The sequence below is a fragment of the Streptomyces sp. 378 genome (genome assembly GCF_030124145.1).
Taxonomy (GTDB): Bacteria; Actinomycetota; Actinomycetes; order Streptomycetales; family Streptomycetaceae; genus Streptomyces.
In genome coordinates this window covers 68,128-81,250 of record NZ_JASKMS010000014.1, presented here as the reverse complement: position 1 = coordinate 81,250, position 13,123 = coordinate 68,128, and the positions used below count along the sequence as shown (strand labels likewise).

The window sequence follows — 13,123 nt, the reverse complement described above, 5'->3', positions numbered from 1 at the left end:
CCCGTGACGGTCCCGGGCGCGGGTGACCGCCCTGGGCGTCTGACGGCGCTGGATCGTGCGTGACGGTGCCGGGCCCGTGACGGTTCCGGGCACCCCTGACCGCCCCGGGCCCCCACCTCGCGGCCACCCACGCCACGCGCTCCGTCACCCTGTTCGGGCCGGTCGCGCCCAGCGGCTGGGTATCGGTACGGCCAGGAGAGGGGGTTCAGTCCTCGCACCACCGGCACATCAGCCGGAACGCGGCGAACAGCGTCAGGGGCCACAGCGCGGCGAACGCCCAGATCACACCTGGCTCGGACGTGACGATGCCGGCCACCATCAGCCCGACCGACACCGCGAGCAGGACCGCCACGGTCCAGCCACGGGGGCGGTAGGAACCCAGGCGGGCCAGGACGCGGGCGGGGTCGGGGCGGCGGCTCACTCGGTGGGTGCGCAACCTGCGGGCCAGGCGACGGTCGCGGCGCAGGGCCCGCTCCATCTCGTCGAGGATGCGCTGCTCGTTCTCGGGAAGTCGACCGATGGACACGCTCTCTCCTTCCGGGCGGCCGGACCGTCTCTCCTCCGAGGGGGACGTGCGGCGGGGGAAGTGCAGCGGGGGGACGTACAGCAGGGGACGTACCACCGGGTGCCCCGTGGTGCCCTCGGGCTAACCGGGCACCGGCCGTGCCCTCGGGCTAACCGGGCACCGGCCGTGCCCTCGGGCTAACCGGGCACCGGCCGTGCCAGCGCCTCGACGAGCCGGTCCGCGCTGTCCGGCACGGTGCCCTCGCGGAACCCGTCACGGATCTGCCGGGCGGTCACCCGGCCGCCGGTCAGGCACCAGTCCCACCAGCGGTCCAGCTGCCGCACGTCCAGCCGCTCGGCGGGCACCAGCGCGGGCCAGCCGCACGCGCGGGCCTGCGCGGTCAGCTTGGCGCCGCCGGCGACCGGGTCGACGGCCAGCACCGGCGTGCCGACGCGCAGCGCGATCACCAGACCGTGCAGCCGGTCCGTGACGACGAGGTCCAGGCGGGCCAGCACGGACTGCAACTGCGCGGGTGTCGCGCTCAGATGCCAGTCGTGCGTGTCCAGCCGGGTCTCCAGCTCCAGCCGGCCGCAGTCCTTCCCGGCCAGCCAGCGCGTCACCTCCTCGGCGACCTGCCCGTGCCGCCGCAGATGCCCGTACTCGGCCTGCCCGTGGGTGAGGATCACCCCGACGACGGGCCGTGCCGGTACGTCCGGGGCGCGCGCCGCGAGGTCCTCCACCGGCTCACTGTCCGGTCCGTCCCGGGGCAGCACCCGATGGAAGCCGGTCACGGCCGTGCTGGCGGGATCGATCACCGAGGTGCCGACGGCGATCCGCACGCAGTGCGCGAACCGCCGGTGCAGTTCCTCGATCTGCGGCCCGTGCAGCGGGCCGCACACGAACACCAGATGGGTGTAGTCCTCGGGCCACAGCCGGTCCAGATGCAGCGCCTCCGGACGGAAGCGGGGACTCCAGGCCACGTCGTAGGGAAGGCCCGTGCCCCGCAGCACGTCCTCCACCCGGCGCAGGGCCAACACGTCCCCGGCGGTGGCTTCCCCGTCCCGGAAGCTGAACCACCCGGTGAGCAGCACCCTGCGCGGTCGCTCGCGCTCTTGTGTGTGCACATGCCCTGAGTGCCCGCCCCGCGAGAAGGCAATCAGGGCATTACGGCTATATGCCGTGCCGTCACCGAGTGTAGAAGGTGACGTCCGCCCGGTCGGTGGCCGTGCTCACCGCCTGTACCTCCAGCAGGAACTCCCCGTGTCGGACGCGAACCCGGCGCTGCCGTCGTCTGCTCTCCGGCCGCGGCGGCCTCCTTCCCGTCCTGGTCGTCGGCCGCTTCAGCGGTCGGCGGGCTGGAAGCCGCGCAGCCGCAGGCTGTTGCCGACCACGAAGACCGAGGAGAAGGCCATGGCCGCTCCGGCGATCATCGGGTTGAGCAGGCCGGCGGCGGCGAGCGGCAGCGCGGCGACGTTGTAGGCGAAGGCCCAGAAGAGGTTGGACTTGATGGTGCCCAGCGTCCTGCGGGACAGGCGGATGGCGTCCGCCGCGGCCCTCAGGTCGCCCCGCACGAGCGTCAGGTCTCCCGCCTCGATCGCGGCGTCCGTACCCGTTCCCATCGCCAGGCCCAGATCGGCCTGAGCCAGCGCGGCCGCGTCGTTGACGCCGTCACCGACCATCGCGACCGAACGGCCCTCGCTCTGCAGGCGCTTGACGGCGTCGACCTTGTCCTGCGGCATGACCTCGGCGATCACGTGCTCGGGGGCGATGCCCACCTCCGCGGCGACCGCCTCGGCGACCGCCTTGTTGTCGCCCGTCAGCAGGATGGGGGTGAGGCCGAGCCCGCGCAGCCGCTCGATGGCCTCGGGGCTGGTCTCCCTGACGGCATCGGCGACCTCCAGGACCGCGCGGGCCTCGCCGTCCCAGGCGACCGCGATGGCGGTACGCCCGGCCGCCTCGGCCTCGGCCTTGGCGCGCCGCAGCTCCTCCGGCAGGGACATGGCCCACTCGTCCAGCAGCTTCTCGCGTCCGACCAGGACCGCGCGGCCCTCGACGATGCCCTGGACGCCGAGGCCGGCGATGTTGGCGAAGTCCTCCGGAGCGGGGAGCGTGCCGACCCGGGCGGCGGCGCCGGAGGCGACGGCCTGGGCGATGGGGTGCTCCGAGGAGTGCTCCAGGGCGCCGGCGAGGCGCAGGACGTCGTCCTCGCCGGTGCCGTCGGCGGTGTGCACGGCGAGCAGGGTCATCTTGCCGGTGGTGACGGTGCCGGTCTTGTCCAGGACGATGGTGTCGATCTTGCGCGTCGTCTCCAGGACCTCCGGGCCCTTGATGAGGATGCCGAGCTGGGCGCCGCGCCCGGTGCCGACCATGAGGGCGGTCGGCGTGGCCAGGCCCAGGGCGCACGGGCAGGCGATGATCAGGACGGCGACCGCGGCGGTGAAGGCGGCGGTCAGTCCGGCGCCGCTGCCGAGCCAGAAGCCCAGGGTGCCGAGCGCCAGGGCGATCACGACCGGTACGAAGACCGCGGAGATCCTGTCGGCGAGCCGCTGTGCGGCGGCCTTGCCGTTCTGCGCGTCCTCCACCAGCTTGGCCATGCGGGCGAGCTGGGTGTCGGCGCCGACACGGGTGGCCTCGACGACCAGGCGGCCGCCGGCGTTCAGCGTGGCACCGGTGACGGCGTCCCCGGTGCCGACCTCCACGGGTACGGACTCGCCGGTGAGCATGGAGGCGTCCACGGCGGACGATCCCTCGACGACCACACCGTCGGTGGCGATCTTCTCACCGGGCCGCACCAGGAACCGGTCGCCGACCTTCAGCTCGCCGACGGCGATGAGCTCTTCCCGGCCGTCACGCACCACCGTGACTTCCTTGGCGCCGAGCTCCAGCAGGGCCTTCAGCGCCGCCCCCGCCTTTCGCTTGGAGCGCGCCTCGAAGTAGCGCCCGGCCAGGATGAAGGCGGTGACGCCGGCCGCGGCCTCCAGGTAGATGTTCCCGGCGCCGTCGGTGCGGGCGATGGTCAGCTCGAAGGGGTGCGTCATGCCGGGCGTACCGGCCGTGCCGAAGAACAGTGCCCACAGGGACCACAGGAACGCCGCCGAGGTACCGACGGAGATCAGCGTGTCCATCGTGGCGGCACCGTGCTTGGCGTTGGTCCAGGCGGCCTTGTGGAAGGGCCAGGCGGCGTAGGTCACCACGGGCGCCGCCAGCGTGAGCGAGAGCCACTGCCAGTACTCGAACTGCAGCGCCGGGGCCATGGCCATCGCGATCACGGGGACGGCGAGCGCGACGGCGGCGGTCAGCCGCTGGCGCATCGGCCGCAGCTCGTCGCTCTCCTCCTGGGCCGAGCCCTCACCGGACGCCGAGTCGTCGGAGCGGGCGGTCTCGGGCCGGGGCTCCCGCGCGGTGTAGCCGGTGGCCTCGACCGTGGCGATCAGGTCCGAGACGGTCACGTCCTCGCGGAAGGTGACCTTCGCCTTCTCGGTGGCGTAGTTGACGGTGGCCTCGACCCCGTCCAGGCGGTTGAGCTTCTTCTCGATCCGGGCGGCGCACGAGGCGCAGGTCATGCCGCCGATGGCGAGTTCGACCTCGGCGGCGCCGGACGTGGTGGTGGTCATGTCTGCTCCCCGGAGCTCACGGATGCGATGTCAGGCGGTCACGCGGCCGGCGAAGTCGTAGCCGGCCTCGTCGACGGTCTTGGCGATCAGCGCGTCGAGCGCCTCGTCGGGCTCGGCCGCGGTCGTCACCGTGACCAGGCCGGTGCCGATCTCGACCTCGACCGCGGCGACCTCCTCCAGGCCGCCCACCGCCTTGGCGACGACGCCCTGGCAGTGCGCGCTGCCCACGCCGTCGACCTTGTAGGTGGTCTTGTTCTCCGCCGTGGTGTGGCAGCTTCCGTCGGGGGTGCAGCAGTTCGACACGGGTCCTCCGGCAACTAGTGGCTTATACCCCTAGGGGGTATTCAGGAACGCCTTCATGTATACCCCCCTCCCGTATAGCATGGCAAGCACTGCCCGGACTTGACTTGATACCCCATGGGGGTATGTTGAAGGCGTCGGTCGCCTGCATGAGCGGCCCGGAGAGTAGGAGTGGTCATGAACACCGGACTGAGGATCACCGTCTTCGCCGCCGCGCTCGCCGCGACGTTCGGCACCGCCTACGGCGTGGGCGGCGTGGTCGGCCCGATCTCGCCCGAGCCGAAGAGCGGCACGCACAGTGACGGTGGAGGCCACGCGTCCGCCGGCCGCGAGAAAGAGACGGCCGGGCACGAGAAAGAGACGGCCGGGCACGAGAAAGAGACGGCCGGGCACCGCGAGGCGCAGGGCGGCGGTCACGAGGCGGCACCGCCAGGCGGCCTCGAGATCTCCAGCGGCGGCTACACGCTCGACCTGAAGACCCCGCGCGTCGAGGCCGGCAAGAAGACCGACCTGCGCTTCGCCGTGGTCCGGGACGGGACCGGACGCAAGGTCACCGGGTACCAGCGCGAGCACGGCAAGGATCTGCACCTGATCGTCGCCTCACGTGACCTTGCCGTCTACCGCCACCTGCACCCCACCCGGGCCGCGGACGGCACCTGGTCGACGCCCGTCAACCTGCCCGAGGCCGGCGGCTACCGCGTCTTCGCCGACTTCAAGCCGAAGGGGGGCGAAGCGCTCACCCTCGGTGCCGACCTCGCCGCGTCCGGGCCGTACGAGCCCGGCGAACTGCCCGAGCGCAACACCACGGCGAAGGTCGACGGCTACGAGGTGAGGCTGCGCGGCGCGCTGACCCCCGGCAAGGCCGGCGAACTCACGCTGAACGTGGCGAAGAACGGCAAGCCGGTCCGCAACCTCCAGCCCTACCTGGGCGCTTACGGCCACCTTGTCGCCCTGCGCTCGGGTGACCTCGCCTACCTGCACGTCCACCCCAACGGCGAGCCCGGCGACGGCAGGACGAAGCCCGGCCCCGACGTCTCGTTCACGGCGACGGCGCCGAGCGCCGGCGCGTACCGCCTGTTCCTGGACTTCCAGCACGAGGGCAAGGTCCGTACCGCGGCCTTCACGGTGCACGCGGGCGGTGCGGCGGACGCGTCCGGGCAGCCCTCGCGGACCCGGTCCGCCGAGGAGGAGGCCGGGCACACGCACTGAGGCGCGCGGGACGGTGGGCGAGCGCGGCCGATGAGCCGCCGATGGGAGGCCGTGGCCGGGAGCAGTGCCGCCGTCGTGAGCCTGACGACGGGGCGACCGGCAGCCCGGCGCAGCGGGTCCGCCCGCCGGGCTACCGGGCCTCTCCGCCGGCGAGCTCGTAACCGGCCTCGTCGACCGCGGCGACGACGGCGCGATCCAGCGGCTGTTCGCTGGGCAGCGTGACCCTGCCCGACGGCAGATCCACCTGGACGTCATCGACCCCGGGGAGACCGGCGAGTTCGGAGCTGACGGCCTGAACGCAGTGAGCGCACGTCATGCCCTTGACGTCGTACACCTTCTGAACCATGTGCTTCTCCTTTCTCGAGAAGGAGGCATCACCATACCCCTGGGGGGTAACCGGGTCCTGGGCGGGATTGTTCCCGGCGGTCCGGGCCCTGCTTCCAGGGCCCGGACCGGACGGTCCCGCACCATGTGCGGTAGGACGCCGAGAACGGAGGTCGGGCGGAATGGATTCATGGCAGCCGATGCTGGTCCTCCTCGGTGTGGTGGGGGCCGGTCTGATCGGCCTGTACGGGCTGGGCCTGTGGCTGGCGGCAGCGCGGGCTCCCCTCGAAACCGGCCCCTTCGCCGGAGGGCTCGAGCCGGGAGAGCACGCCGTGTCCCGGTTCCATGTGCGCTGGTACCCGGTCACCATGATCTTTCTCGCCTTCGACATGGAGATGCTCTTCATGTACCCGTGGGTGAAGGTCGTCTCGGAGGTGGGTACCTCGGCCGTCGTCGAGATGTTCCTCTTCCTCGGCATCCTGTTCGCGGCGGTGGCGTACGCGTGGCGTGAGGGGGCTCTGAGGTGGACCTGAGGGGGCTTGTCCGGCGTACGGCGATGAACCGTCCGGCGGTGCTCGCGGTCACGTTGCCCGGAGCGACGGAACTCCGGCTGGAGACGGAGGCGGAGGTGCGCCGGCGGGGGTGGCCCGTGGTCGGCGCTCCGGCCGCCGCGGATCTGCTGGTCGTCTGCGGCGTTCCGGCGCCGGAGGACGCGGAGTGGCTGGACCGCATCGAGCGGTCGATGCCGGAGCCCGCCGTGCGCGTCGTGGTGGGGGAGAGCGGGCAGGTCGCACACGCCCTCGGCACGGCGCGCGGGGACCTGGCCGACAGGGCGGCGACTCCGCACGGCGCCGACGCGGCAGCCGATTCCGCGCACCATCGCGCCATGGCGGACCAGACGCCGAGCCCGCGCCACGGACACGCGGGGCACGAGCCCGGATCTCACCAGGACGAGCCCCACCCGTCCGGTTCGCAGGAACACGGGGACGACCACGAGCACGGCCACGGCGACCACGAGGGACACGAAGACAGGCACGGCCACGGCGCACACCACGACGGCTCGCCGCCCGAAGCATCCGACGGCCAGGGTCATGACGACCACGGCACGGGTGACGACCATGGCGGCAACATGGACCACCAAGGGCACGGCGGCCACATGGATCACATGGGTCATGACATGCACGCCATGGGCGAGGTGGCGGGCCTGCCGATGGCCGATCGGGCGGACGACCGGGACGAGTTGCGGCTCGACCGGCTGCACGTGCCGATCGGTCCCGCGCTGAGCGACTGGCCGACGGGTCTCATTCTCCGTCTCACCCTGCAGGGAGACGTCGTACAGGACGTCGAGGTGGACCACCTCTCCGTGGCGCACGGCCCGCGACCGCCGTTCTGGGACGAGCCCTGGCTGCGGGCCGCGCACGGCGAGGAAGTCGCCAGAGGGGGCGCGGCACGCCGACGCTGTGCCGCGCATCTGGACAGCGCGGGACGGCTGCTCGCCGTCGTCGGCTGGGACGACGTCGCGGCGCGGTGCCGTCGGCTGCGGGACGAGCTGCTGTCGGGGGCGCCGCGCGAGCGGGTCGGCGGCGATCTGCGCAGGACGGTGCGCAGAGTCGGACGGTCCGGGTCCCTGCGCTGGTCGATCGCCGGACTCGGGGAGTTGCCGGCGGACAGGGCGCGGGCTGCCGGAGTGACCGGACCGGCGCTCGCCGCGGACGGGGACGCGTACGACCGGCTGCTGAGGTGGCTGAGCGAGACCGAGCGCGGCCTCCAAGGGCTCGACGACACACGGCCGTTGGCGCCGGACGACCGGACCGGCCCACGTGGCCGGCTGGACGGGCCACAGCCGCCGTCGCGAGCGCTGCTCGACGTTCTCCCCGACCTCCTGACCGGTGCCGAGTTCGCCTGCGCACGGATCATCGTGGCCAGCCTGGACCCCGACCTCGACGAACTCGCCCTCGCACCCGTGCCCGGAGTGGTCCATGCCTGATGCAGCGCCCCTGTGGGCGACCCTCGTCCTTCCTGTCGCCCTGGCCGTGGGGGCCGTGGTCGCGGCCGGATTCGACGCGGTGCTGTCCGGATCGGCCGAGCGCGGGCCCGCCGGAAGTGTCCGGGAGGCCGGGCTGCGGGCGACGGCTCCGTTACGCGAGGCGCTGCGGCTGCTCGTTCAGCGGCCGCGCCGTACGACGGCCGCCGACCGGCTGCTCGGAAGGCTCGGCGTGGCGCTGGTTCCGGTGGCCGCCGTGCTCGCGGGTGCCGTACTGCCGTGGGGCTTCCGTGCCGTGAGCGATCCGTCCGTCGGCATCGTGTGGTTCAACGCGATGGAGGCCCTGGCCTGGGCGGCGGTGTGGATGGCGGGCTGGGGACCGAACTCGGCGCTGTCGCTGATCGGCGGGTACCGGTTCCTGGCGCAGGGTCTCGCGTACGAACTGCCGCACATGTTCGCGCTCACCACCGCCGCCCTGGGAGCCGAGTCCCTGCGGGTGGGGGACGTGGTCGCGGCCCAGGACGGCCTGTGGTTCGTGGTGTGGATGCCGGCCGCGTTCGTCGTCTATCTGCTGAGCGCGCTCGCGATGTCCTTCTGGGGGCCGTTCGCGTACCCGGTGTCGCGGGACGCGGCCGGTGGTGCGGCGGCCGAACTGGCGGGTGTGGACCGGCTGGTGTTCCTGGGCGGGCGGTGGGTGCTGCTCGTGGTGACCGCCGGCTTCAGTGTGCCGCTGTTCCTCGGCGGCGGGCACGGCCCGTTGCTGCCGGGCTGGGCGTGGACGCTGATCAAGACCGCCGCCGTCCTGGCGCTGCTGGTGGCCGCTCGCCGGGCACTGCCCGTACTGCGGATGGAGCGGTACATGGAGCTGGCCTGGATGGTGCTGGTACCGCTGACGCTGCTTCAGGCGCTGTTCGTGGCCGTCGTCGTCCTGAACCGATGAGAGGGAGGTATGCCGCCGATGCTCGATGACCTGATCTTCTGGGTGCTGGCTCTCCTGGCGGTGGCCGCCGGAGTCATGGTGTTCCGGTTCGACTCGATGGCCCGGGCGACGTACGCGCTGCTGACCTCGCTGCTCTGCGTCGGCGGCGAGGTGCTGCTGCTCGGGCTGGACTACCTCGGCGTGGTGATCGTGCTGATGATGACCATCGAGATGGCCATCATGGCCGTGTTCATGGTGATGTACATGATGAACCCGGCCGGGCTCATGCCGATGACCATGGTCCACAACACGAAGGGCGCGGTCGCGATCAGCGCGGCGCTCTTCGCCGTGCTCGCCGCCGGGATCCTGCTCGCCCCGTGGCCGTCCCGGCGCGGCAGGCCGTCGGACGATCCCACCATGGACCTGGGTATGTCGCTGATGGGTCCTCAGATGCTGACCATGATGACCCTGGGACTCGCCCTGTTCGCCACCATCGTCGCGACCGTCGTCCTGTCCACCCGCCGGGGCCGCTACGACCGCTTCGGCGACGACCTGAAAGCACGGAGGGCCGACGACCCGGTCCGGGGAGGGACGGGCCGATGACCCTGGAACTGTTCCTGCTGCTCGCCGCCGCGCTGTTCTGCATCGGTCTGTTCGGCGCGCTCACCCAGCAGTCGATCGTGATGCTCATGATGGGACTGGAACTGATGCTGGGCGGCATCATCGTCGGCGCGGCGGCCGTCTGGCACTACATCGCCCCGGGCACCGCCGACGGGCAGGTGCTGGTGGTTCTCGCGGTCACCGTGATGGCGGTGGAGATGGCCATCGGGTTCGCCGTCGTGACCGCGCTGTTCCGATCCCGTGAGGTCGACATGACCGACATGGCCGCGGAGCTGAAGGAGTGAGCGCGCTGCTGTGGGTGCTCGTCGCGCTGCCGCTGACCGTGGGGACGCTGCTCGCGGTCGCGGGCCGCCCGGCGGACCGGTACGCCCCCGGCGTCGCGGTCGGCACGGCCGTCGTCGCGCTCGGCCTGGCCGTCGCGGTGGCGTTCGGGCACCCGCGGGTCGAGGCGCCGCTGCTCGAAGGGCTTCCCGCCGGACTCGCGGTCGACGGGCTGTCGGGCCTCATGGTCGTGACCGTCACGGCGGTGACCGCGGCCGTCCTGCTGTTCAGTGTCACGGACATCGGACCCGGCGAGGCACGCGCCCGGTTCTTCGGGCTGATGCTGCTGTTCGGCGGCGCGATGCTGACGACGGTCACCGCGACCACGCTGCCGGTCCTGCTGATGGCGTGGGAGGTGATGGGCGCCACCTCCTGGGCGCTGATCGGCTACTGGTGGCGCGACCCCGAGCGCGGGGACGCCGCCAACACCGCCTTCCTCACCACCCGCGCCGCCGACCTCGGCCTCTATCTCGCCGCCGGGGCGGCGCTGGCGAGCGGACAGGCCGGTTCCCTCGCCCTGGAGGACCTCACGGCCGCCACCGGCGCGTGGTCCGACATCATCACCGCCGGCGTCATCGCGGCCGCGTTCGGCAAGTCGGCCCAACTGCCGTTCAGCTTCTGGCTGTCCAGGGCCATGCAGGGCCCCAGCCCGGTCTCCGCCCTGCTGCACTCGGCGACCATGGTGGTGGCCGGGGCGTATCTGCTGCTCCGGCTGGAGCCGCTTCTCGCGCAGTCCGGCTGGGGCGGACCGGTGGTGGCGTGGGCGGGCGCGGTGACGGCGGTGGTGCTCGGCCTGGTCGCCGTGGCGCAGACCGACCTCAAACAGCTCCTCGCAGCCTCGACCTGCGCACAGATCGGCTTCATGGTGCTCGCCGCCGGGACCGGCGCGGTCACCGGCGGAACTATGCAGCTCATCGCCCACGCCGCCGCGAAGAGTCTCGCCTTCCTCGTCGCGGGCGCCTGGCTGACGGCCCTCGGCACCAAGGCGCTGCCCGCCCTGCGCGGCGCGGCCCGGCGGCACCGTACGGCCGGAATCACCTTCACCGTCGCGGCCCTTGCACTGGCAGGGGTTCCGCCCCTGGCGCTGTGGGCGGCCAAGGACGTACTCCTCGCCGGTGCCCTGGAGGACAACGCGGCGCTCTACGTGGTCGGGTTGGCCGGTGCGGTGATCTCCGCCGTCTACAGTGCGAAGGCCCTGTGGTTCGTCTGGCAGCCCGTCGCCGTACCGGCCGGCCGTGAGCAGCCGCCGCCGTTCGCGGCCCGGCTGCCGCTCGTGGCGCTGGCCGTCGCCTGCGCCGCACTGACCGTCACGTCCTTCCCGCCCGTACGGGACGCGGTGGGGCGGGTGCTCGGCGGCGAGGCCCGACCGGGCCCGCACGTATGGGAGTTCGCCCTGCCCGGCGCGCTCGCGGTGGCCGTCTCCGCCGTGGTCTGGTTCCGCGGTCCGCAACTGCTCGCCCTGCCCGGCCGGATCGCCTCCCCGGCGTCGGAGTGGCTCCGCATGGAGTCCGCCGCGCGCACGCTCCTGGTGAACCCGGTGCTGCGCCTCGCCGACGCGCTCGCCGCCTTCGACGACCGGGTGCTGGACCGCGCCGCCGAAGGCACCGCCCGCAGCTCGGTCCGGCTGGCGCGGTGGACCGACGCCCAGGCGGAGCGGCTGGTCGACGGCACCGTGGAGGGCGTGGCGGGCGGTGCCCGCGCGCTCGGCCGCCTGGCGCGCCGGCCGCAGACCGGGCAACTGCACCAGTACCTCGCCCAGGCGGTCGCCGCCTTCACCGTCCTCGCCGTCGTCCTCGTCCTCGTGAGGTGACCGCCGTGCTCACGGCCATCGTCCTGCTCCCGACCGCCATCGCGGCCCTCCTGCTGTGCGTGCCGCGCAGCGCGCCCCGCAGGCTGTTCCTGACGGCATGGGCGGCGACCGCCGCCGCCGAACTGATCCTGACGGTGATCGTCTGGGCGGGCTACCGGTCCGACGGCGGCATGCAGTACGAGACGCGGGCCCGCTGGATCCCCAGCGCCGGCATCAGCTACCACGTCGGAGTCGACGGCCTGTCCCTGCCGCTGGTGGCCGTCACCTGCGTGCTGTTCCTCGCCTGCGCCCTGTACGCGTGGCGTGAGACCCGACGGCCCCGGGAGTTCGCGGCCCTGTTCCTCTTCCTCCAGACCACCTGCCTCGGCCTGTTCGTCGCCCTCGACCTGATCCTCTTCTTCGTCTTCTTCGACCTGTCGATCGTCGCGATGTACTTCATCATCGCCGGATGGGGGCACAAGAACGCGGCCCGCGCCGCGCTGAAGTTCTTCCTCTACACCTTCATCGGCTCCCTGGCCCTGCTGCTCGGCTTCATCGGCCTCTACCTGGCCGCCGACCCGCACACCTTCGACATCGTCGAACTGGCCGACGCCAACCCCCTCGCCGGACGCTCCGCCTACGGAGCCCTGGTCCTCCTCGCCATCGCCGTCGGACTGGCGGTGAAGACCCCGACCGTGCCCTTCCACACCTGGCTGCCCCCCGCCCACACCGACGCCCCGGCCGCCGGGTCGGCGATCCTCGCCGGCGTGCTGCTGAAGATGGGCACCTACGGCTTCCTGCGCATCGCCATGCCCGTCCTGCCCGGCGCCTGGCGCGACTACGCGCTCGTGTTCGTGGTCGTCGGCGTGGTCTCCGTGCTCTACGGCGCCCTGGTCGCCCTCGCTCAGTCCGACTTCAAGCGGATGGTCGCCTACACCTCGGTCAACCACATGGGCTACATCCTCCTGGCGATCGGCGCGGCCGGGGCCGTCGCTGACGGCCAGGAAGAGGCCCGCCGCCTCGCCGTGACCGGCTCGGTCTTCCAGATGGTCAGCCACGGCCTGCTGACCGGCGCGCTGTTCCTGCTGTCCGGCGTGCTGTACGAGCGCGGGCGCACGTACGAGATGTCCGCGTACTCCGGCGTGGCCGGGCGGGCGCCCGTCTTCGCCGCGCTGACCGGCGTCGCCGCCTTCGCCTCGCTCGGGCTGCCGGGCTTCTCCGGCTTCATCGCCGAGTTCCAGATCCTCACCGGGAGCCTCGGGCCCGAGCCGGTCGCCACCGGCCTCGCCGTCCTCGGGATCCTGCTCACCGCGGGCCTGTTCCTGCGCGCCCTGCAACAGATCTTCCTCGGACCGCTGCGGCTGCCGGTTGCCGCGCCCGGCACCGACCGGCCCTTCCCGGACATCCGCCTCCACGAAGGACTCGCGATCGTCCCCCTGCTGGCCCTGGGAGTCGTCCTCGGCCTCGCACCCCGGTTTGTCCTCGACGTCATCGAACCGGCCTCCCGCGCCGTGCTGGAGCTGCTCGCGCGATGAAC

At 72.6% G+C, this 13,123-nt stretch carries 13 protein-coding genes; 8 read left to right on the top strand and 5 right to left on the bottom strand.

Annotated features, from left to right (window positions below; all coding sequences use genetic code 11):
* Positions 1-205: 205 nt before the first annotated feature.
* The 4 genes from QNO09_RS20210 to QNO09_RS20195 all read right to left on the bottom strand — a co-directional run bounded on the left by QNO09_RS20210 (position 206) and on the right by QNO09_RS20195 (position 4,422).
* Positions 206-526: a DUF3040 domain-containing protein gene (locus QNO09_RS20210; protein WP_283971611.1), complete on the bottom strand. Its 321-nt coding sequence runs from the start codon at positions 524-526 to the stop codon at positions 206-208.
* A gap of 176 nt (positions 527-702) precedes the next feature.
* Positions 703-1,629 (bottom strand): polysaccharide pyruvyl transferase family protein, encoded by a 927-nt coding sequence (locus tag QNO09_RS20205; protein WP_283971610.1) that lies wholly within the window; start codon positions 1,627-1,629, stop codon positions 703-705.
* 216 nt (positions 1,630-1,845) lie between these two features.
* A complete protein-coding gene (locus tag QNO09_RS20200; protein WP_283971609.1) occupies positions 1,846-4,119 on the bottom strand; it encodes a heavy metal translocating P-type ATPase in 2,274 nt (757 codons plus the stop codon).
* 30 nt (positions 4,120-4,149) lie between these two features.
* Complete coding sequence (locus QNO09_RS20195) at positions 4,150-4,422, bottom strand: heavy-metal-associated domain-containing protein (protein WP_283971608.1); 273 nt, start codon at positions 4,420-4,422, stop codon at positions 4,150-4,152.
* A gap of 174 nt (positions 4,423-4,596) precedes the next feature.
* On the opposite strand from QNO09_RS20195, the gene QNO09_RS20190 reads away from it, so the two are divergent.
* Positions 4,597-5,628 (top strand): DUF8832 domain-containing protein, encoded by a 1,032-nt coding sequence (locus tag QNO09_RS20190; RefSeq protein WP_283971607.1) that lies wholly within the window; start codon positions 4,597-4,599, stop codon positions 5,626-5,628.
* 130 nt (positions 5,629-5,758) lie between these two features.
* Here QNO09_RS20190 and QNO09_RS20185 read toward each other — a convergent pair whose 3' ends face one another.
* The gene (locus QNO09_RS20185; protein WP_283971606.1) at positions 5,759-5,974 is read right to left on the bottom strand and encodes a heavy-metal-associated domain-containing protein; all 216 of its coding nucleotides are present in this window, start codon (positions 5,972-5,974) and stop codon (positions 5,759-5,761) included.
* A gap of 160 nt (positions 5,975-6,134) precedes the next feature.
* On the opposite strand from QNO09_RS20185, the gene QNO09_RS20180 reads away from it, so the two are divergent.
* The 7 genes from QNO09_RS20180 to QNO09_RS20150 are packed head-to-tail and all read left to right on the top strand — an operon-like array spanning position 6,135 to position 13,121.
* Positions 6,135-6,485 carry an NADH-quinone oxidoreductase subunit A gene (locus tag QNO09_RS20180; protein ID WP_283971605.1) on the top strand — a complete coding sequence of 117 codons (351 nt, stop codon included), beginning with the start codon at positions 6,135-6,137 and terminating at the stop codon, positions 6,483-6,485.
* A 23-nt stretch (positions 6,486-6,508) separates the two neighbouring features.
* Complete coding sequence (locus tag QNO09_RS20175; RefSeq protein WP_283971604.1) at positions 6,509-7,939, top strand: hypothetical protein; 1,431 nt, start codon at positions 6,509-6,511, stop codon at positions 7,937-7,939.
* Complete coding sequence (locus QNO09_RS20170; protein ID WP_283971603.1) at positions 7,932-8,876, top strand: NADH-quinone oxidoreductase subunit H; 945 nt, start codon at positions 7,932-7,934, stop codon at positions 8,874-8,876. The genes QNO09_RS20175 and QNO09_RS20170 overlap by 8 nt, the downstream gene beginning before the upstream one ends.
* Positions 8,877-8,894: 18 nt before the next feature.
* Positions 8,895-9,458: an NADH-quinone oxidoreductase subunit J gene (locus tag QNO09_RS20165; protein ID WP_283971602.1), complete on the top strand. Its 564-nt coding sequence runs from the start codon at positions 8,895-8,897 to the stop codon at positions 9,456-9,458.
* Positions 9,455-9,760, top strand: a complete 306-nt coding sequence (gene nuoK, locus QNO09_RS20160; protein WP_283971601.1) for an NADH-quinone oxidoreductase subunit NuoK — start codon at positions 9,455-9,457, stop codon at positions 9,758-9,760. Before QNO09_RS20165 ends, nuoK begins: the two co-directional genes overlap by 4 nt.
* Positions 9,757-11,607: an NADH-quinone oxidoreductase subunit 5 family protein gene (locus QNO09_RS20155; RefSeq protein WP_283971600.1), complete on the top strand. Its 1,851-nt coding sequence runs from the start codon at positions 9,757-9,759 to the stop codon at positions 11,605-11,607. Before nuoK ends, QNO09_RS20155 begins: the two co-directional genes overlap by 4 nt.
* A 5-nt stretch (positions 11,608-11,612) precedes the next feature.
* On the top strand, positions 11,613-13,121 hold the full coding sequence (locus QNO09_RS20150; RefSeq protein WP_283971599.1) for a complex I subunit 4 family protein: 1,509 nt from the start codon (positions 11,613-11,615) through the stop codon (positions 13,119-13,121).
* Positions 13,122-13,123 lie beyond the last annotated feature (2 nt).